This window comes from Chryseobacterium sp. BGA-UO-ETr-SB22, assembly GCF_059567885.1.
The window spans coordinates 466,653-485,507 of record NZ_JCAQOV010000004.1 but is presented as its reverse complement, the minus strand read 5'-3'; the positions used below and the strand labels follow the sequence as shown (position 1 = coordinate 485,507).

General features: G+C 37.1%; 13 protein-coding genes. 9 read left to right on the top strand and 4 right to left on the bottom strand.

What is annotated here, in order from left to right; genetic code table 11:
• Window positions 1-74: 74 nt before the first annotated feature.
• The 4 genes from AC57AW_RS05895 to AC57AW_RS05880 all read left to right on the top strand — a co-directional run bounded on the left by AC57AW_RS05895 (window position 75) and on the right by AC57AW_RS05880 (window position 3,723).
• A complete protein-coding gene (locus AC57AW_RS05895) occupies window positions 75-653 on the top strand; it encodes a DUF4840 domain-containing protein (protein WP_496351163.1) in 579 nt (192 codons plus the stop codon).
• A 103-nt stretch (window positions 654-756) separates the two neighbouring features.
• Window positions 757-1,323, top strand: coding sequence for an RNA polymerase sigma factor (locus tag AC57AW_RS05890; RefSeq protein ID WP_496351162.1), 567 nt, complete (start codon window positions 757-759; stop codon window positions 1,321-1,323).
• On the top strand, window positions 1,316-2,716 hold the full coding sequence (locus AC57AW_RS05885; protein ID WP_496351161.1) for a porin family protein: 1,401 nt from the start codon (window positions 1,316-1,318) through the stop codon (window positions 2,714-2,716). Before AC57AW_RS05890 ends, AC57AW_RS05885 begins: the two co-directional genes overlap by 8 nt.
• 44 nt (window positions 2,717-2,760) lie before the next feature.
• The gene (locus AC57AW_RS05880; protein WP_496351160.1) at window positions 2,761-3,723 is read left to right on the top strand and encodes a T9SS type A sorting domain-containing protein; all 963 of its coding nucleotides are present in this window, start codon (window positions 2,761-2,763) and stop codon (window positions 3,721-3,723) included.
• Window positions 3,724-4,028: 305 nt separating this feature from the next.
• Here the strand turns inward: AC57AW_RS05880 and AC57AW_RS05875 are convergent, their stop codons facing one another.
• Window positions 4,029-4,160 carry a hypothetical protein gene (locus tag AC57AW_RS05875; protein WP_496351159.1) on the bottom strand — a complete coding sequence of 44 codons (132 nt, stop codon included), beginning with the start codon at window positions 4,158-4,160 and terminating at the stop codon, window positions 4,029-4,031.
• Window positions 4,161-4,555: 395 nt separating this feature from the next.
• Here AC57AW_RS05875 and AC57AW_RS05870 point away from each other — a divergent pair, with 395 nt between their 5' ends.
• Both AC57AW_RS05870 and AC57AW_RS05865 read left to right on the top strand, forming a co-directional pair.
• A complete protein-coding gene (locus AC57AW_RS05870; protein WP_496351158.1) occupies window positions 4,556-6,916 on the top strand; it encodes a TonB-dependent receptor in 2,361 nt (786 codons plus the stop codon).
• Between the two features lie 6 nt (window positions 6,917-6,922).
• A complete protein-coding gene (locus AC57AW_RS05865; RefSeq protein WP_496351157.1) occupies window positions 6,923-8,125 on the top strand; it encodes a DUF4374 domain-containing protein in 1,203 nt (400 codons plus the stop codon).
• Between the two features lie 138 nt (window positions 8,126-8,263).
• Here the strand turns inward: AC57AW_RS05865 and AC57AW_RS05860 are convergent, their stop codons facing one another.
• A complete protein-coding gene (locus AC57AW_RS05860; RefSeq protein WP_496351156.1) occupies window positions 8,264-10,387 on the bottom strand; it encodes a TonB-dependent receptor domain-containing protein in 2,124 nt (707 codons plus the stop codon).
• Window positions 10,388-10,397: 10 nt separating this feature from the next.
• A complete protein-coding gene (locus AC57AW_RS05855) occupies window positions 10,398-11,606 on the bottom strand; it encodes a PepSY-associated TM helix domain-containing protein (RefSeq protein ID WP_496351155.1) in 1,209 nt (402 codons plus the stop codon).
• Window positions 11,607-11,886: 280 nt separating this feature from the next.
• On the opposite strand from AC57AW_RS05855, the gene AC57AW_RS05850 reads away from it, so the two are divergent.
• From AC57AW_RS05850 to AC57AW_RS05840, 3 genes are all read left to right on the top strand, one after another.
• Window positions 11,887-13,422 (top strand): YifB family Mg chelatase-like AAA ATPase, encoded by a 1,536-nt coding sequence (locus AC57AW_RS05850; RefSeq protein WP_496351154.1) that lies wholly within the window; start codon window positions 11,887-11,889, stop codon window positions 13,420-13,422.
• 513 nt (window positions 13,423-13,935) lie between these two features.
• Window positions 13,936-17,043 carry a non-ribosomal peptide synthetase family protein gene (locus tag AC57AW_RS05845; protein ID WP_496351153.1) on the top strand — a complete coding sequence of 1,036 codons (3,108 nt, stop codon included), beginning with the start codon at window positions 13,936-13,938 and terminating at the stop codon, window positions 17,041-17,043.
• 164 nt (window positions 17,044-17,207) lie between these two features.
• Complete coding sequence (locus AC57AW_RS05840) at window positions 17,208-17,498, top strand: hypothetical protein (protein WP_496351152.1); 291 nt, start codon at window positions 17,208-17,210, stop codon at window positions 17,496-17,498.
• A gap of 93 nt (window positions 17,499-17,591) precedes the next feature.
• On the opposite strand, the gene AC57AW_RS05835 is transcribed toward AC57AW_RS05840, so the two are convergent.
• Window positions 17,592-18,815: a spondin domain-containing protein gene (locus tag AC57AW_RS05835; RefSeq protein ID WP_496351151.1), complete on the bottom strand. Its 1,224-nt coding sequence runs from the start codon at window positions 18,813-18,815 to the stop codon at window positions 17,592-17,594.
• Window positions 18,816-18,855: the final 40 nt, after the last annotated feature.

Here is an 18,855-nt window from a genome sequence, read left to right as displayed (position 1 = left end):
AAGATTTTTGAAAAATGAGATTTATATAGATGAGTACTCGAAAATAATTAATGTTTAACGAAAAAAGTAATGCAATGAAAAGATTGACAGTACCCCGATTTTTTATAACAGTTTTAATGGTTTTGGTAGGATTTACGCTATCCTCTTGTAATGATAATGACGGACCGGATATTCCACCTGTGAAAATGGAAGACTTAAAAGGAAACTATAAAGGTAAGCTGGTTATTGTACAGGGAAATAGCAAAAGAGAAGGAGTAAAAGAGTTTAAAGTAAAAAAAGACACCATCTCATTTGCTGAGTTTCCAATAGAAGAAATTGTAAAGACTGTGGTGAAAAACCCTGCAAAAGCAGAAGCCGCATTGAAATCAATGGCAAAAGTGAAGTATGACCTTAAGTATGCTGCCGTAATTAATACAGCAAATAATGTGATAGAACTTACTTTAACTCCAAAAACTATGGAACTTCAGATTCCTGTAGACGGAGTGAATAAAAAGACTGTTGTAGAATTTGTATCTAAGCAAAAAGGATATTATGTAGGATTGGATCAGACACTTAGATATGCTATCACAGCAGAAAAAATTACAGTAGACGGTACATTGGTTACTCCTTACCAGGTGATTGACTATAACTTCCCGTTCTGTATAAAAAATTAATTAATAGATATTATCATCAATGGATTGCGCTTTATTATTAAGATGCAATCTATTTTTGCTTGACAGTTTTAAAATATCCCACTGGGTACGGCCGCAGCATTATATGGAAGAAAGTAAAGAACAGATTTTGGTAAAGCACCTTCTGAAGAAGGAGGAAGCTGCCTGGAAAGAGCTTTTTGGAGCTTATTCCGGAAATCTGACCTATGTCTGCTCCCGTTATGTGGCTGAGAAAGAAGATGTACATGATGTGCTTCAAAACAGTTTTATCAAAATGTTCCGTTCGATAGAGTCTTTTGAGTACAGAGGAAGTGGTTCTTTGAAAGCCTGGATGACCCGTATTACTGTCAATGAATCTTTGAAGCATATCAAACAGAAAGGGGATTTTAAATCTGCGGTGGAAGTAGATGATCTTCCTGATGTTCCTGATGAAGAAGAACCGGATTTTGAAGAGATCCCGCGTGATGATATTATGATGATGATAAAATCTCTTCCTGAAGGGTACAGAACTGTTTTCAACCTGTTTGTATTTGAGAAAAAAAGCCATAAGGAGATTGCCGGACTGCTGGGAATTGCAGAAAATTCTTCTGCATCTCAGTTTCACCGTGCAAAAGGACTGCTTGTTCAGAAAATAAAAGAATTTAAAATGTCAAAAAAAGCACAATATGAATAATGAATGGCTAAATAACCTGCGAAGCAGAATGGATGACCATGAAGAGGACGTTCCGGAAGGATTGTGGGATGACATCAAAGGTGAACTATTCTCCGGGGAAGAGAGCAACAGCATTCCCGGGTTTATTCCTGAAATTCATGAAGGTGGAGCAGACAAGAAAGAAAAAGGATTCAGTAAAGGACAAAAACCCTTATTCTATCGTCTCGGAGGTGTTGCTGCTGCCATTGCATTGCTCTTTTTGCTGACGAAAATACTGCCACAGGATCATACAGACAAAACTCTGTCTCAGAAACCTGCAGATGTGAAAAAAGAAAAAGAAAAAAAATCTTTAAAACCTCTGGAAATTGATCCTGTATCAGGAAATGAAGTGACATCAGAGACAGTGCCTTTTTTAGCTGAAAATAGATCGAATACAGACGCTCCGAAGAAAACGCAGACACAGAAATATTTTAATACTGAAGGAAAAAATGAAGTAGGGAATAATCAGAATATTCAGGAAATCATCAAACCGCCGGCTGTTGTGGAATTATTTCATCAGGAAAGCAGGATCGCTCAGAAAGTATCTCATGCTGATGATACAGTAAAAGAAACGGTCATAGAGAAGACTTCTGATGAGGTTCTTTTCAAACAGGAAGAATTGAAAGAAGTATATGCTGAGAATACAAAACATACTGCTGCAAAATCCCGTGACAAAAAATCCTGGATGTTGAGTATGCTTACAGGAAATGTTGCCTCCAACTCTGCAGAACAGCAGTTTCCGGGGTATGCTTCCATCACTGGAAAAGCAATGAATGTTGAACAGGTATGGAGTACTTCCGAGTACCATGATGATCCTCTGACTGCCGTATTACTGGCGAATCAAAGTCAGCCGGTAGAAGCAAGGATCAGACATAAAGTACCGGTTACGTTCGGATTATCCCTTTATTATAATTTAGGAAAAAGATGGGGAATAGGAACGGGACTGAATTATACCAAACTGGCTTCTGAACTGCATTCAGGTACCGAGAACAATTATATTAAAGGAGATCAGACGGTTCATTACATAGGAATTCCTGTCCAGGTCAACTATAATCTCATTCAGAAAGGACGGTTTACAGGATATATTACAGGAGGGGCACTCGTTGAAAAACCAGTGTCGGGAAGTGTTACAACAACCTATGTGGTGAATGATGAAATAAAAGATAGTTCAAAAGAACGTCTTGATCATAAGCCATTACAGTTTTCTGTTAACACTGCAGTAGGATTTCAGCTGAAGGTCATAGACAAAGTTGGAATTTATGCAGAGCCAGGGATAGGATATCATTTCAAGGAAGAAAATGCTCCTAATACCCTTTATAAAGAAAAACCGCTTCATTTTAATATGAAATTCGGGATCAGAGTGCTGTTGGATTGATGTAGAGGATTTTTAGTCTAAAAATCACACTTAATAATCTATATATGAAAACAAAACTAATTTTTTTAGTGGTTTTATTATTCAGCATTATGAATATAAAAGCACAGTGTACCCCTACAATTACCAGCCCAAGGCTTAACCAGCAATATTCTGGAACCATCTTATTCTGTAATACGGAAGACGAAATACTTTCCACTATACAGACTTACACCAGTTATCAATGGTACAAGCAGGAATGGACCTGGCAGACACCCAACAACAACCCTTGGGTAGCCATTCAGGGAGCTACATCGCAACATTTGACTGTTAATGGAAGTGAGCAGCTGAATTATTTTAAAGTTAAAGTTACAGAAGGAGACTGCACAGCAGAAAGTCCGGCTGTATTAGCAGACGGATTTGTATATGGCCTTCCAGCTATGATGACAACCTATACTCCTGGAACGTATCAGGAAAATGGAGGAGTAGTGAGTGTATGCAATGGTGCTTCTGTACAATTTGATAATATTTTTCCTGTAGTATATGGCAAACATATCTGGTTCAGATGTGTACCCAGCAGCAATCCTCCGGTGGCAGGAGAACCTTGCATCATCCCTGGAGTGATAGGAGATACTTATGTGGCGACAAGTTCCGGAAAATATGGGTTTTATGCCTGTACAGAATATTGCCCGGACGAATGTCAGATGCTGGCTACATTTGCATTTGTTGAGCTAAATTTCGGGGATTGGGATTTTTGTACCAATTTGGGAACAGGAGAGACGAAGAGTAAAGATAATAATCTGAAAATCTATCCCAATCCTACAGCCCAGCATCTTTATATAGGAAAAGAATCAGACAAAATTTATAAGGAAGTAATCATTATAGATATGTCCGGAAAGCTTGTCCTAAAGAAAAATGACCATCAGTATAATCAGGCGATTGATGTAAGCCAGTTGGTACCAGGGAACTATATCATTGTTTCTAAAAGCGCAGATGGAAAAGAATATAAAAATAGATTTATAAAGAAATAAGATTATATAGTCTGAATATGTTAAAATATTGATTGTGGGAAGGAAGATTGGATGTTAGAAGAGGGATGTTCCTTGTCTTGAAGAAGAACTAGAGTAATTTATTTTAATACTTTACGCTCAATAGATAAAGTTTCATCCTTGTTAATCTATGACGGTCATAATTACCCCAAAAGGAACCCTCTCTTTCCGGCATCCGGCTTCCTGACTCACATTTGGTCATTTTATCCAAAATTCAGATGAAATAATTTCTTTCGTTAGTTTTTAATAATGGTTGGATCGGTACAAATCTTTTTGTGCCGATTTTTTTATTTCATCACCAGTGGAACCTTTTCTGTACTAAACTTTCCATGGGAAATTTTAATATGATTTCTTCTTAAAGAATCCAGATCGGAAGGAGTCAGCTGTTCTTTGATAATTGTGCTGTCAAAGTCTACCACAATTTGAATAAAATATTTCCTTCCTTTTTTTGATAGGATAATAAAAACTTATATCAGGAACCTGATTGGCCAAAAGAATGGAAAAGATACCCGAAGAGCTGTCAGCTTAGGTTTTGTGTATACCCTTTGCTGGCTAACTTCTGTCTTTTGGATCTATAGGGTGACTATTTTCTAGCGGTATGTTTTACTTTTCATATGACTTTTTTCATACATAGAGAATTTAGTAGCATAATGTTTTTATATTTATATCTGAATGTGAAGCTGTTATGATTTTATAAGAAATTTATAAATCAATCAATTTTAATTATAATTAGAACAATTAAAAATAAAACTCTTTTTCCTTTGGGAATTAACAAGTGAACCTTTAATTTTGCTATTTGTAATAATTATAAATAATGAAATTGTATCAGCGTATTTTTATTTTTCTCATTTTTACCCTTACAATTTCCCTCATTAAAGCACAGGATGCTGGTTTTATGGTTCAGGGAGTTGTACAGGATCATACAATGAAGGGATTAAACGGAGTAAATGTTTTTGTTGAAAACACAAAAATAAAAACAAAAACCGATCAAAACGGAAATTTCAAGATTAGTTACAAGAAAGGAGAAGCTACATTAGTATTCAGCCTGGATGGCTATAAAAAACTCAAAAAGAAAATAAATTTCGGTAGCGAAGAATCTCCATTAAATATCCAGTTAGCAGAGGATCATGCGGCTGTACAAGAAGTTGTAGTACACGGTAAAGGTAAAGTAAAAGCACTGCAAGACGGTGCTTTTACTGTTAATGCTATCGATGTTGCTAAATTAGCCAATACCACGGCAGATCTTAATCAGGTTCTGAACAGAACGACAGGGATTAAAGTCCGTCAACAGGGAGGTATAGGTTCCGATTATAACTTCTCTATCAACGGAATGTCTGGTAAAGCCGTGAAATTCTTTATAGATGGCGTTCCTCTGGAAATGCTTGGAAAAGGAGTGGATCTGAGTACATTGCCTGTAAATATGGCAGACCGTGTTGAGATTTATAAAGGAGTAGTTCCTATCCATTTAAGTACAGATGCAATGGGTGGAGCGGTCAATATTATTACTCCGTCAAGCAGCAAAAATTACCTGGATGCAAGTATAAGTCTAGGTTCTTTTAATACTCAGCGTATCAATTTGAACGGACAGTTTAAAGATGATAAAACAGGAATTATCATGCGTATCAACAGTTTTTATAACCATTCGGATAATAATTATCTGATGAAAGATATGAAAATCTGGAATGCTGCTAAAAACGAATACGAACTAAAAGACCTGAAACGTTTTAATGACAGATATCAATCTGTTTTTGGAATGGCTGAAGTAGGATTAGAAAACAAAAGCTGGGCAGATTCTTTCTTTGTGGGAATGTCACAATCCGTTTTTGATAAACAGATCCAGACCGGTTCCAATCAGGAAGTAGTATATGGCGGGGTAAAGCAAAACGGAGAGGCTCATAATTACTTTATGAAGTATAAAAAAACAGGTCTGTTCAATGATCATCTGGATGTGAATGTATATGCAGGTTTCTCAAAAAGCGTTCAGAAAGCAACAGATACCCTTATGCGTAAATACAGCTGGGATAATACCTTTGAGCCATCTGCTACAAGTGAAAAAGGAGGAAGAACTATCATCATGCAACATGAAGACCGTCTTTACTCACAGGTAGGAGCCACTTATAAAATAGTTGAGCATCACAAGCTTATCTTCAATTATGTTCTCGACTATCTTAAGAATACCACATTCAATCAACTTGAAGAGGAAAAAAAGAATGTACCTCCGGCGAAGATGACCAAACAGATCTTGTCTATGGCTTATCAACAGGAGTTTTTCAATAAACATTGGACTAATATTTTCTTTGCTAAATATTACCAGGTAGGACTTCAAAAAATGGTATTCGACCCAGTGACCAGAACTGATAATCCGGCAAAAGATCATTTTAGCAGTTGGGGCTACGGCTTCGCTACCACAGTGAAAATTACAAAAGGATTGGGAATAAAAGGATCCTTTGAACGTTCTTATCGTTTGGTAGAACCACAGGAAATTTTCGGAGACGGGGTTGCTGTAACCAGTAATATGAATCTGAAACCTGAAACCAGTAATAATGTAAACGTAGGTTTGTACTATGGTCACCATTGGGGGCAGCATGCTTTCCGTATAGAAGGAGCAGGATACATTCGGGATACAAAGGATTTTATTTATACCGTTCCTAATTTATATAACAGTACTTTCAAATATGAAAACCTGTCTAATATCTTTACACGCGGACTAGAGGGAGAGATAAGTTACCAATACAAAAGACTCCTGAACGTGTTAATGAATGTGAGCTACAACAAAGCTTATGACAATACAAAATTTGCCAACAACAGTGAAGATGTTGTTTCGGCTACTTATAAAAAAGATGTTCCCAACCAGCCTTGGTTATTTGGAAATGTAAATGTAAGTCTTGGTAAAGACGATTGGTTTCAGAAAGACAGCAGGATAGAGCTTTACTACGGTCTGCAGATGACAGAATGGTTCTACAAAAACTGGAAATCCTATGGAAATCCAAAAAACATTCCGATTATCCCAAGACAAACCCTTCACAACATAGGTATAAGCTATTCCATGAAGAACGGGAGATATAATTTGGCATTCGATGTAAGCAACGTTGGGGATGCACTGGCTTATGACAACTTCAAACTTCAGAAGCAGGGACGTGCTTTCTATTTAAAATTCAGATACCTACTTAAGTAAAAGATCATGACACAATATTTCAAAAACAGTATATTTTTAATACTTGCATGTTTAACCATTTTTAGCTGCGAACGAGAACCTGGTTTCAGTGACTCTGAAAGTGGTGAGAAAGACTATAAATATTTTTTACTTTCCGCTCTCGGAAGCTGGCCCAATACGGTACATTATATGACAGCCACCAACGACCTTACAAAAGGTGAAATGGATATTACCAAAGAAGGGGATGAAATTAATTCCAAAGGAACTTACTCCTATATTGTAAAAAATGGTTTTATCTACAATTATAAAACCGATCAGGGTATTTTCAAAAAATTTAAATATACACAGGATAGACTGACGACTGTAAAAGAAGTGCCTTATACCTACATCAGTGATATTGCCAGCTATGTTTGGATAGATGATCATACTTTGGTTATTGTAGGAGATACAGGGGATGGCCAGCATATCCGCTATACTGTTTTCAATGCTGCTGACCTTAGTATTGTCCGTCAGGGTGAGATCGAAGGATTTCAGCCTTTCCCAAGTGCTTATAACTTTTATTCGCTGGGTGCTATGACCTATATGGATGGACAGATCTATTTGCAGTATAGCTTCCGTGATGGTAAATGGCTCACTCCTGAATATTACAATTTTGCTGTAATAGATTATAAAACCTTCAAAGTAAAAAATTCTATAACAGATAACCGAAGTTCTGGTGTAGCCAATGGCTCTCCCTATTTCAAAACGACTTTTACAAAAGATAAAGAAGCTTTTTATTATACATGTTTTCCACGTGCAGGAGCAGGAACAAGCGATATTTACCTTTTCAGGGCTCTAAAAGGGGAAACTTCGCCTGATGCAGGATATCAGATCAATCTTACCAATATTGTTGGGAACAAGCCTCTGGAAACAGTTATCGATTATATTGGTAACAATAAAATGGTTGTCCTGTACCGCGATCCGGCATTAGGAGGTAGCTACAATGGTCGATATGCTATTATAAATATAGAAACCAAGCAGTTGGTAAGGGTCTTGGACGAACTACCAGGGGATGAGCCTTACGAACAAGGTATGTTTGTCCAAAATAACAAATTATACATCGCTGTAAATACCAATAAAGGAGGAAACTATGTTTGGATTTATGATCAGCAAACGGATAAAGTAACTAAAGGAATGAAACTTCCCAATAGTATTTCAGGATTTGCACGTTTTGATAAATTATATGACTAATTAAAGCATATAAATTTCATAGAATATTTGTTTGATTAAAAACCGGGTCTCAAAAATTTTTGAGACCCGGTTTTTGTTAAATGATTACAGATTATTGCAAGCTGTCTGAGAACTTTTATTTCTATAACTTGGTCTTTATTAAAGCTTATAATTGAATGAAAGCGTTACCACTCTGCTGTCTAAATTGTATTTTTGTCGGGTGGTAGAGCTGAAGTTATTTCCTGTTACACGGTAATTATTGGTCTTTAATAAGTCTGTCACAGCAAGTTTTAAGGTTGCTTTATCCTTTAATAATGTTTTAGAAATCCCAAGTGTCAGGTCAAAATAAGCATCGCGGATAAACAAACCAATATTAGATTTCGAAAAATACTGCCCATTAGCCTCTGCTTTCAATCCTTTTGCAATACTAAAACTATTTTGTGCGTTCAACGTAAATGCCAGTTGTGAACTGTTGACCGAGTAATTCTGATAATCGCCTTTATATTCATTGTTGAATACATTCAGCATAGAAGTAAGCGACCACCATTTAAAAAGCTTTGTAGTAGCCGTAATATTGGCACCATATACATAAGATTTGTTTAGATTGTCCTGAGTTTTTACAAGAATTCCTGTGTCTGGCTGATAGTTGTATACTTCCGTCATTACATCGTTTGTGACACTAAAATAGGCTGATGCAATAATGTATTTGCCCCAGGTATACCCCAATTCTGTTGCGTGAGTAAATTCCGGATTCAGATTCGGGTTTCCTTGCCAGTAGTTAAAAGGATCATCATAAAAACGAAACGGATTCAAATCAAAGTGACTCGGTCTGTTGATTCTTTTACTGTATGAGGCATAAAATCCATGCTGATCATTCATCTGGTATTTGATGGATGCACTTGGAAAAAGGTTTGTATAATCTCTTTTTCGTTGTTCCTGAGAAGTTTTCTGGTTGATATCCGTATGGGTTATTTCTGTTCTTAGCCCCAGCTGGAATGTCCATTTCGTCAGATTAAGCTTGTAGTTGGCATACAATGCATGTATCTGCTCTTTGTATGCATATTCATTACTTGCTTTATCATCATTGATCCATTCGTCTCCTTGTTGTATAAAATACTCCGAAGGGTTGTTATTAGACTTTATAGTAGATTTCAAACCTGTTTCCAGATTATGAATTTCACTAAAAGGCAGGGTAAAGTCTACCTTAGCATTGAAAACTTTCAAACGGGAAGCAATACTGCCTTTTCTATTGTTGAATTTCTCTGTTCCCAGATTCACCAGTGCATCTGAAATCTGATTCTGACGGGATAAGAAACGAGAAGTTTCGTATTCCAAATCCACATCTACCTTATAATCCTTATCATTGAAGATGTGTGTCCCCTTTAAATTATAGGTATAATCATACCAGCTTTCCTTGCTTTTATTATCTGAGAGTACATGAGCAAACAGGTTATCTATTGGCTGAAATATTCTGTTTTCCCCTTTAGAAAAATCTTCATATCTCCCTATTTTAGCATCAAATAAAGCACCAATAGTTGTTTTGTCACTAAAAGCATAATCAGCACCAAACTTAAAGTTATTAGAAGTTAAAGGCTCATTGGTCATGGAGTTCTGATTTGTTCTCCGGGTCATTTGCTGAGGTTGCTTTTCATCGAAGAAAATCTGACTAAAGTCCCGTTTTTCTTCCTCACCACGAAAAGTATAGCTGTAATCTCCGTGTAGAGAGAGCTTGTTATGCGTATAGTTCAGGCTCAATCCTGTATTTACTCTGTTTTTGCGGCCTCTTCCTCCGTTCACATAATAGTTGCCACTCAGCCCTTCCGATGAACTTTTTTTCAGAACAATATTAATGATGCCGGCATTTCCCGCAGCATCGTATTTAGAGGAAGGATTAGCAATTATTTCAATATTTTTTACCAGTGTGGAATTGGTGGAGCGCAACAGGTTGGCAAGTTCCTTTGCGGAGAGCGAGCTCAGTTTACCATTAATCATCACACTTACTCCTTTTTTGCCACGCAATGAGAGTTCTCCTTCTTGCGAAACTACCACACCTGGCGTTTTGCCAAGCAATTCCAAAACTGTGGTACCATCAGATAACACACTATTTTCTACATTAAAAATCATTTTATCAGCTTTTTGCTGAAAAACGGCCTTGCTCCCTTTTACTACAATGCCACTGATCTCTGAGATTTTATCTGTCTGTAAAGAATCGTTTTGATTTTCAGTCTGTCCGTAGGCATTCAGGCTCGCCATTAAAGGGAGCCATATATAGTGTTTCTTCATGATAATAGATTTAGGTTGTTGGTTTTTTTTTATTTTTTCTGCCCCACCAGATCATAAATCCGGTTATGGGCAATGAGGCACAGAATAAACTCATGATAAAGGCAAGAATTTTTCCGGGCATTCCAAAAAAAGCTCCCACATGAAGATCATAGGTAGCATCTGTAGCTCTTTCAGCCATAGGTTTATCTCCGTGGGGATGGTTAAATAGAAGTTTCCCGGAGTGCTCATCGAAAATCATCATCGAAGACTCGGCATAAGTGAACTCTTTATCCTTGATCCAGATGCTTAAATTATCGTGTTTGTGATCTGCTTCAGTATGGTCTTCCAAATCAATTCCAAAAGAATAAGCTTTTGGATAATGAGTTTTTACCTGTTCTATGATACGGTCTATAGTTGTTACAGTCTCCACGGATTCCGGAGCGGTTGTTTTATATTGACTATAATCTGGGGTAGTAGAGGAAAAGCCATTGAGTAATGCATAAACCCACACTTGGGTAATACGAAACGAATACATAATACCTGTGATGGCTACAACAATCGCAAGAAAAGAGGCATAAAACCCAAGAATATTGTGTACATCGTAATTTTTACGTCGCCAGCCTTTTACCTTCTCCCAACGGAACCATAGACGCTGTTGACGCATTTTTTTATTCTTCGGCCACCATAGGATAATTCCAGTAATCAGCATTATGACAAAGATGATGGTAGCTACTCCTACGATAGTACCGCCAATTTTATTGCTTAGAAGCAGCGAGCGGTGCAGAGTCATACAGATAAAGAAAGGATTATTTTTTACATCATATATGGCGAGTACCTTCCCGGTGTATTGGTTTACATAAACGTTTTTATAAACAATAAAGGTATTGAAGTGATTCCAACCCTCTTCATTAACTTTAATCAGTCCGAACTGATAAGAGCGTGCAGGATCTATAGGAATGGTGACTTCATCTGTTTTTACGATTTCATTTTTCAGTTGGGCGTTCACAATATCTTTTAATTCGCGTATAGGAATGGGCTTTTTATGCTGAATATCTTTTTCCCCATGAAAAGTATTTTCTTTACGAAGGGCAGCGGTAATATCTTCATTGAAAACAAAAAATGCACCTGACAAAGAAACTACTAGTACAATGATTCCTGAAAGCAGTCCGAGCCATAAATGAGCTTTCAGAATATATTTTTTGAAGGATCCTTTGGATTTTTTATTACCGGTCTGCTGCATTTTATATCTATTTAGTCTTATTAAAAATAAATAAGCTACAAATATAACTTTATTTATACCAATTCTAAACAGTAATATGGCTTTATTTCTCCTTTAAAACCTGATTTTTATTAGGATGTATGCTATCTGAACAGCATGAAAACCTTTAGTTTTAAAGAACCTATCTCAATGCTCTTTTATTAATATCTTTTTAAATATACTTATTTCTATAGAAAATCATTCGTTTAACTATCAGGTTTTCAAAATATTATATTGTTTACTTTTACTTCAAAAACACACCATGCTGATCAAAATTTATGGAAGTGCCATTCATGGAGTGGCTGCACAGACAATAACAATTGAAGTGAATGTAGATACCGGAGGAGTAGGATACCATCTTGTGGGTCTTCCCGATAATGCCATTAAAGAAAGTGGTTATAGAATCTCTGCGGCACTCAAGAATGTAGGATATAAAATTCCCGGAAAGAAAATCACCATCAATATGGCTCCGGCAGATCTCAGAAAAGAAGGTTCTGCCTATGATCTGAGTATTGCGATTGGTATTTTAGTGGCTTCGGATCAGATTTTGGCAGAGGAAGTTGGGAATTATATTATCATGGGTGAGCTTTCTCTTGATGGAAGTCTGCAACCTATCAAGGGAGTTTTGCCTATTGCTATTCAGGGTAGGGAAGAGGGTTTTAAAGGAATTATTCTTCCTAAGCAGAATGCCAGAGAAGCCGCCATTGTAAATGATCTTGAAGTATATGGAGTAGAAAATATAAGAGAAGTAATTGATTTTTTTAATGAAGGAAAACCTCTTGAAAGGCTTATTCTGGATACCAGGAAAGAATTTCATGAAAAGATCAGCGATTTTCCTTTCGATTTCTCCGAAGTGAAGGGTCAGGAAACAGCCAAAAGAGCCATGGAAGTAGCTGCAGCAGGCGGACACAATATTATTCTTATCGGCCCTCCGGGAAGTGGGAAAACCATGCTGGCTAAAAGAGTGCCCAGTATTTTACCTCCATTGACTTTGAAGGAAGCTTTAGAAACAACAAAAATTCATTCCGTAGCCGGGAAAATAGGAACTGAGTCTTCATTGATGACCGTTCGCCCCTTCAGATCCCCGCATCATACAATTTCAGATGTAGCCTTAGTCGGTGGTGGAAGCTATCCACAGCCAGGTGAGATTTCCCTTGCCCATAACGGCGTATTGTTTCTTGATGAAATGCCCGAATTTAAAAGAACAGTCCTGGAAGTGATGAGACAGCCTCTGGAAGACCGTGAAGTGACGATTTCAAGAGCCAGATTTACAGTGAATTATCCTGCAAGCTTTATGCTGGTAGCCTCTATGAATCCCAGCCCAAGCGGATTCTTCCCTGATGATCCTAACAACACCTCATCTGTTTATGAAATGCAGCGGTACATGAATAAGCTTTCAGGACCGCTTTTGGACAGGATTGATATTCATATTGAAGTACAGAAAGTAGAGTTTGAACAGCTTTCTGAAAAAAGAAAAGGAGAAAAAAGCAAAGACATCAGAAATCGTGTACTGAAAGCCAGAGATATTCAGAATAAAAGATACCAAAGCCTCAATATCAGTAGTAATGCGCAAATAGGACCTAAAGAAATTGAGGCCTTTTGTGAATTGGATGAAACCTCTTTCGGGCTTATCAAATTAGCGATGGAAAAACTTAATCTTTCGGCAAGAGCTTATGACAGAATCCTGAAAGTAGCCCGAACAATTGCTGACCTTGAAGAATCTGAGAATATTTTGTCTCACCATATTTCCGAAGCCATACAATACAGAAGTCTGGATCGTGAATTCTGGAATGGATGATCATTCCATATATGTGTTTATAAAGAAACAAACAAAAGTAGTAGTGCTTTTTTAAATCATAACAGATTAGAATTCAGTCTTTTTATTATTTCATTTCTTTTACAATATCAATTTCAGGATGTGGTAGATGATCGTAATTATGTAACACATAGATTAATTTATTATGTTAAGTTTGATTACCCAATCATTAAAAATATTACATTATGAAAATAAAATCTTCAAGCACGAGGTGATGATCGTTTTAACTTTCAGAAGAATAGGTTAAACATATTCTTCCCTCTTTTCGATTGCAATAAATAACGTTTAAGTGTTGTTTACGTTTAGCTCATTGAGTAGATCGTTTCAAGCTTCTGTATCATTCGGTTTTTCCAAAACTACAATAAAAACACATTTAGTAAGTAAACTGTGGCTATCTCGTATGCCCTTTTATTTCTGCTTTGATAGTTTAAAGCGAAACTTACTGATGATAGAAGCTCACGATTACAAAATTTTTAACCAAATTACATTATTACTATGTCAAACACAATTCCCTCATTAGAAGCTTTATCCATAGGTACAGCTGTATTACTGTCATCCGAAGACAGAGAAAAACTTTTAAACGGATTCAATAAAACCGACTGGGGCTATGATCATGAAGAAACATTAGAATCTCTTTTCCGAAAACAGGCACTCCTTCACCCCAATAAAACAGCCGTTGTTTTTCAGGATCAGGAAATTACGTACAGTGATTTAGATCAGAGAAGTACCCAGGTTGCCAATCTATTATTGAGCCGGGGAATCCAAGAAGGAAAATATGTTCCTGTCTGGCTGGATCGTTCTGTAGAATGGATTGTTGCTGTTCTTGGTGTGATCAAAACAGGTGCAGCATATGTTCCTATAGACCCCGCTTATCCTGCTAAAAGAGTAGAATTTATTCTTTCAGATACTGCTGCTGATATGATCATTACCAATCAAAATCTTAAAGATCTTTTATCCGAAAATGAAATAAGAAAAGTTTTTGATCTGAGCAATATGGAAAATCTTAATCATTTACCTTCAGATGATTTGGAAATTAAAATTAATGAGAAGAGCCTGGCATATACAATTTATACTTCAGGATCTACCGGAAAACCGAAAGGGGTAATGGTAAGCCATCAGGCTATCCAGCATTTGGTAACCTGGCATAATCATTATTTTCATGTAGATCACAGCTCAAAACTGACTCTTGTAGCAGGACTGGCATTTGATATATCCGTATGGGAAACCTGGTCAGCCCTTACTTCCGGTGCCACTCTTTTTATAGCAGATAATGAAGATAGAACAGATGCGCATGCATTGGTAGATTATTATAGGAGAAATCAGATTACACACGGTTTTGTACCCGCTGTTCTGGCTCCCCCGGTCGTTCATTGTAGCCGGAATTATAATGATCTAAAATTGAAATATCTCTTTACCGGAGGTGAAAAACTGAAACCTGTGCTTACTACGGAATTAAGCTACGAACTGATAGATTATTACGGACCTACGGAATGTACTGTATTTACAACATTTAAAAAAGTAAAAGATATCAATGGAGAATATGTCTCCTCAATAGGGAGGCCTATTGCCAATGCAAAAGCCTATATTTTAGGTGAGAATAAGGAACTGCTGCCCGTAGGAGCTGTGGGAGAACTATGTATTGGTGGAAATGTTTTAGCAGATGGATATCTTAATAATAAAGAACTTACAGATTCTAAATTTATCGCTAATCCATTCAGGGAAACAGAAAAATTGTATCGCACCGGAGATCTGGCCAAATGGAAACCGGACGGCGATATTGAATTTCTGGGAAGAATAGATAATCAGGTGAAAATTCGTGGATTCCGTGTTGAATTAGGAGAAATAGAACGCACTATGATTCACCAGCAAGACATCAAAGAAGCCGTAGTCATTAGCAGAGATGCAGAAGGAAGTAGTAAATATCTGATTGCTTTTATCGTTTCAAAACCTGAAACTGAGAAAGATATTTCATCAGTTAGGAATGCATTGAAAGAAGAGCTTCCAGGTTATATGATTCCTGCCCAGATTATTTTTATAGATAAAATTCCGTTAACGGCAAATGGGAAAACAGATACTCAGGCTTTAAAAGACCTGGCAGATAAAGAGGCAAAAGAATTGATTTCATTGGAGCCGCCAACTAGTGAGACAGAACGGATTGCTGTTGATGTCTGGTCTTCAGTATTGGAACGTCCAGTTATTAATATTACAGATAATTTCTTTGATATTGGTGGAAACTCCCTGTTGGTAGCAACCGTGGCCGTGGCATTACAAAGAAAGCTGGATATAAAAGTATATCTGCGGGATATTTATCAGTTTCCGGTATTGCAGGAGCTCTCGGAAGCTCTTATAACCAGATCCAGAGAAACAAGAGAAGCTGTTCCAATGGAAGATGTAGAGCCTTATGTTGCCTTACAGAAAGATGTTTATCTCGCTCCCGGAACTATTTTTGCAGGTGGATTTGATCCTAAACAAGTAGAAAATCCAACCACAATATTTTTAACAGGAGTTACCGGATTTGTAGGAATTCACCTTTTGCAGGAGCTTTTGGATACTACAAATGCTGATATTTACTGCCTTGTAAGAGCTCAGGATCCATTTCATGCGATGGAAAAGATAGACAGATGCTTTAAACAATATCATATTCCTCAAAAAGAAGAACAGAAATCGAGAATTATTCCGATCATTGGAGATCTGGCATTACCTGCATTGGGATTGTCCGATGAAATATTCACAAAACTGGCAAAACAAACCGATCTGATTTACCATTCCGGAAGTTCAGTAAACTTCATTGAACCCTATTCTTACATGAAAGCTCCAAATGTAGAGGGATTAAGAGAAATTATCAAATTGGCAGGGGCAGAAAGGACGAAATGCCTTGCTTTATTATCCACCATTTCGGTATACAGCTGGGGACACGTGTTTACTGGAAAAACAGTGATGCTGGAGTCCGACGATATTGAACAGAACTTAATGTCTGTAAGCAAAGATATTGGCTATGTAAGAAGCAAATGGGTAATGGAAGCAGTGGCAGATCTGGCCGCAAAAGAAGGGCTGCCATTGATTACTTATCGTCTTGGATATGCCATGTGCCACAGCGAAACAGGTGCAAGTGCTTCCTATCAATGGTGGTCCGGATTGGTGAAAAACTGTATAGAATTCAAATCTTATCCAGCATTGACTGAGCTTAGAGAAGGTCTTATCACAGTAGATTATATGACGAAATCTATGGCTCATATCACCAAAAATAAAGAGGCGATAGGAAAAAAATTCAACCTGATTGCCCGCCCGGAAACCAATCTTACGCTGGAAGGATTTTTCGAACTTATGAAAAAGTATTATCCTTTTACCCTGAAAGATCTTCCTTATAAAGAATGGAGAAAACAGTGGGAAGATGACAGTAAAAACCGTTTGTATCCGCTGACGAGTCTTTTCAGAGACAATATGCATGAAGGTTTATCTACTGTTGAGCTTTATCAGAATACCTACATATGGGATTGTTCCAACGTGATTCAGTTTCTGGAAGGCTCGGATATTCAGGAACCTGTATTTGATAAAAAAGTACTGGATTCTTATTTGACATACCTTGGAATTCCGGTTGAATAGCATTTGATCATTGAAAGAGCCCTAACAGATTCTGCTTGGGCTTTTTAATTTTTGTTGAATACATACGTCAAGTTTTGTCGTAATGCCGAATGATATTTGTGCCAAGGGAAAAAGAGAGATTGTTTCTCAGTTTTTTTTAATTACCGAAAAGCAAATAATAATAAATGAGTAACATAATTGTTTTGTCTAAAGATTTTGCAGCCAATGAAAGTGCAGTGGTAGATATTAAATCCTTGGGATTTATAAATCCATTGTGGGCTCTTATATTTCAAAATAAAACCGGCCAGTCTGCAAAGTTTCTCTGGCAGGGAGATATAATCCATACTATAGAGAAAGCTGGATATTTTAAAGAAATAACCAATGATTTAGGAGTGAAAGTGAGTCATTATGATGGGTTCATAACAGTTACCAATGGAGGGGGAAATCAACACCTGGAAGGAGAATTAAAAATATAAGAAGACTATCATCCATTCCCGGGATCATGATAATTTTATAATTAAAAAGGTCAGACAATATTGATGAATGTCTGACCTTATTTTTAACGTAGATTAATTCACGGTTACTTTAATCACATTCTGAGCGGCTGGAACCGGATATTGAGTTCCAACTTTAGAAATAACCATATTTTCACTTTGTGGAGTTCCTCCAAATAACGCCTGGTGATTTCCTGCCCCCGGATACTGATCAACACCTGTACCTGAATCAAAAAGCATTGTTTTTGAAGTGAAATCACCTTTGGTATTTGCATCAATATTCTGTTCATTAGCATAAAACCAGTCATTGGAAAATCCGAACATCGTTGCATAAGCTATTTTATCTCCAGGATCTGCATTGAAATTTGTTGTCACTTTATTTCCCGGTGTTACCGGAGCATTACCTGCAATGTAAACCCCTTTTACATTCGGTAAAGATTTCAGGCTGTTTTGAAGTTTCGTTACATTTCCGAACTGTGCAATGTCTTTTAATCCCATTCCGCTGTCTGTTTTTCCCAATTCATAAATAGGATTTTTATCACCACGGTAAATGACTACCAATGTAGGAGAAAGCCCTGTCATAATGCCTGTATTGGCATTAAGCTTGGTCATCATTTTACTGATATTCCCCATTTGAGCAATATCCGTAATTTCTGGATTTGAGAGTGCATTAGGTGTAAAAAACGGGGCATTATTTAGCAATTGAGAACCGTTATAGTTTGATACGGCCCATACTCCGGGAGAAAAAGGAGTTTCGTTGGCAGTTCCTGCAGACGTATTGGTAATAGTAAGGGTGAATTCTGAAGTTACATCATTGTAAGCCAGACTGAGTTTCATAAGCTGAGATGCGTTCACATTGGGAACCTGCATGATGGGTTTGCTTTCTGTCTGCCCAGACGTATTATCTTTGGTTCCGTTGTCCCATAATAATACACTGGAAGAAACGTCTCCTGTTATCGCATTTCCATTGGAGTCAAACAATTTAATTCCCGGCTGTTGCGAAGCAAAAAACCAGTCTTTTGAAGCTCCATACATTGTTGAAAACATCAGGGCCTGCGTTTTTCCTGCATTGAATTTAAAAGAAACAGATTGTCCGGGCATAATGATGGGAGGCGTTCCGGTTCCCTGGAAACTTCCGCTTTGTACAAAATCCTTAGGAGTTACAACGTTTTCTACAGTGATTGTCCGTTGAAAAGACATATTCATCATACCGTCATCCGAATCATTGCATGAAGAAAGTGTAAATGCAGCTGAAGTAACGGCTGCTAAAACTGTGGTTCTGAAAATAGACTTGTTCATAAAGTATTTTTTATAGTTATAAATGATATTTGTAACTATA

What these genes read in the sequence shown, in the direction of transcription:
- AC57AW_RS05855 (WP_496351155.1), bottom strand. Translation starts at nt 11,606, where the DNA reads ATGCAGCAGACCGGTAATAAAAAATCCAAAGGATCCTTCAAAAAATAT.
- AC57AW_RS05860 (WP_496351156.1), bottom strand. Translation starts at nt 10,387, where the DNA reads ATGAAGAAACACTATATATGGCTCCCTTTAATGGCGAGCCTGAATGCC.
- AC57AW_RS05845 (WP_496351153.1), top strand. Translation starts at nt 13,936, where the DNA reads ATGTCAAACACAATTCCCTCATTAGAAGCTTTATCCATAGGTACAGCT.
- AC57AW_RS05880 (WP_496351160.1), top strand. Translation starts at nt 2,761, where the DNA reads ATGAAAACAAAACTAATTTTTTTAGTGGTTTTATTATTCAGCATTATG.
- AC57AW_RS05835 (WP_496351151.1), bottom strand. Translation starts at nt 18,815, where the DNA reads ATGAACAAGTCTATTTTCAGAACCACAGTTTTAGCAGCCGTTACTTCA.
- AC57AW_RS05840 (WP_496351152.1), top strand. Translation starts at nt 17,208, where the DNA reads ATGAGTAACATAATTGTTTTGTCTAAAGATTTTGCAGCCAATGAAAGT.
- AC57AW_RS05890 (WP_496351162.1), top strand. Translation starts at nt 757, where the DNA reads ATGGAAGAAAGTAAAGAACAGATTTTGGTAAAGCACCTTCTGAAGAAG.
- AC57AW_RS05870 (WP_496351158.1), top strand. Translation starts at nt 4,556, where the DNA reads ATGAAATTGTATCAGCGTATTTTTATTTTTCTCATTTTTACCCTTACA.
- AC57AW_RS05885 (WP_496351161.1), top strand. Translation starts at nt 1,316, where the DNA reads ATGAATAATGAATGGCTAAATAACCTGCGAAGCAGAATGGATGACCAT.
- AC57AW_RS05865 (WP_496351157.1), top strand. Translation starts at nt 6,923, where the DNA reads ATGACACAATATTTCAAAAACAGTATATTTTTAATACTTGCATGTTTA.
- AC57AW_RS05850 (WP_496351154.1), top strand. Translation starts at nt 11,887, where the DNA reads ATGCTGATCAAAATTTATGGAAGTGCCATTCATGGAGTGGCTGCACAG.
- AC57AW_RS05895 (WP_496351163.1), top strand. Translation starts at nt 75, where the DNA reads ATGAAAAGATTGACAGTACCCCGATTTTTTATAACAGTTTTAATGGTT.